Source organism: Paenibacillus sp. (assembly GCF_035645235.1).
Classification (GTDB): domain Bacteria; phylum Bacillota; class Bacilli; order Paenibacillales; family YIM-B00363; genus Paenibacillus_AE.
This window is the reverse complement of the sequence record NZ_DASQMZ010000007.1, coordinates 1-1,707: the sequence shown is the minus strand read 5'-3', so window position 1 is coordinate 1,707 and position 1,707 is coordinate 1. Positions and strand designations below refer to the sequence as shown.

The 1,707-nt window shown below is 61.0% G+C and carries 1 protein-coding gene and 1 pseudogene; both read left to right on the top strand.

Features of this window, described 5'->3' with window-relative positions:
• Positions 1 to 1,131, top strand: a 1,131-nt coding sequence (locus VEZ38_RS00220) for a proton-conducting transporter membrane subunit (RefSeq protein ID WP_324890724.1), incomplete at its 5' end; no start/stop codon positions are given.
• Positions 1,132 to 1,707, top strand: a pseudogene (locus VEZ38_RS00215) (NADH-quinone oxidoreductase subunit M); the annotation flags it as partial.

Sequence of the window (1,707 nt, the reverse complement as noted above, 5' to 3'; positions counted from 1 at the left end):
TCGGCGCTTATCCACGCGGCGACGATGGTCGCGGCGGGCGTGTATCTCGTGGCGCGCACGTACGACGTCTTCCTGGCATCCCCGGTCGCCTTAGACGTGGTCGCGTACGTCGGCGCTTTCACTGCGCTGTTCGCGGCGACGATCGCCGTCGCGCAGAACGATATCAAGCGCATTCTGGCGTATTCGACCGTCAGCCAGCTCGGCTACATGATGCTGGCGCTCGGCATGGGCTCCGATCTCGGCATGGCCGCCGGCATCTTCCACCTGTTCACGCACGCGTTCTTCAAAGCGCTCTTGTTCCTCGGGGCGGGCAGCGTCATCCATGCCGTGCACAAGCAGGACATTCAGGACATGGGCGGCTTGTTCGGGAAAATGAAAATCACGGCCGTCACGTTCGCGATCGGCACGCTGGCGCTGTCGGGCTTGTTCCCGTTCGCCGGCTTCTGGTCGAAGGACGCGATTTTGGCGGAGACGCTGCATCACGGGAGTACGTTGCTCTTCGCGGTCGGACTGCTCGCCGCATTCTTTACGGCGTTCTACATGACACGTCTCTACGTGCTCGTATTTCTCGGGAAATGGCGGGGAAAAGACGCCTCGCATGCGCATGAGTCGCCTTTCGTGATGACGGCGCCGCTCGTCGTCTTGGGCGTGCTCGCGGTCGTCGCCGGCTTCGTCAACCTGCCCGGCGAGCCGTGGCTGGCCGGTTGGCTGACGGGCGTGTCGCTGACGGAGCATGCGAATTGGATCGTTATTTTGCTTTCCAATGCCGCCGCGATCGCCGGCATCGTCATCGGGTACGCGGTGTATCGGAAGCCGGCCAACGACCCTGCGCGGGAGCCTGCGGAGTACAAGCGGGAATCCGGCTTCTACGGGGTGCTTCGAAATAAATATTACATCGACGAATTGTACCGCGCCGTCGTCGTCGCGCCGTTCCGCGCGCTCGGCAAGCTGCTGCTTCTTTTCGATGATTACGTCGTCGACGGCGCGGTCAAGCTCGTCTCCGCTGCGGCGGTCGGCGTCGGCCGGGTCGGTATGCGGCTGCAAAACGGCCAGATGCAAACCTACGGTCTGATTATGCTGCTGGGGTGCCTCGTCTTCATCGCGGCGCTTGCCGGAAGGAGGTTCCTCTAGATGCCGGACAGCTTTCCGATTTTGTCGCTCATCGTGTTTACCCCGCTGCTAGGGGTGTTGGCGCTGTTGTTCGTCCCGCGGACGAACGGCCGGCTTATTCAATGGATCGGCATCGGGACGACGTTCTTGCCGCTCTTATTAAGCGGATGGCTGTACGCCGCCTTCGACTTGACGGCGGAAGGCGGCCAGTTCGCGGAGACGGCGCGATGGATTTCCTTCTCGCTGAACTCGGAGCTGCTGGAGGCGTTCTTCTCGCAGCAGCAAATACCGTTCGACCGCTATCACGTGCAATTCGACTACGCGCTGGCCGCCGACGGCCTCTCGCTGCCGCTCGTCTTCTTGACGGCGCTGGTCGCGACGATGGCGGCCTTCGCTTCGGTGCATATCAAGAAGCGGTTCAAGACGTATTTCATCCTGTTTCTGCTGCTGGAAGCAGGGATGCTCGGCGTCTTCTTGGCGCAAGATTTGTTCCTGTTCTTCCTGTTTTTCGAGACGACGCTGGTGCCGATGTTTTTCCTTATCGGGATCTACGGACTGTACGAAAGGGAGAAGGCGGCCAATCGGTTCTTGGTGTAT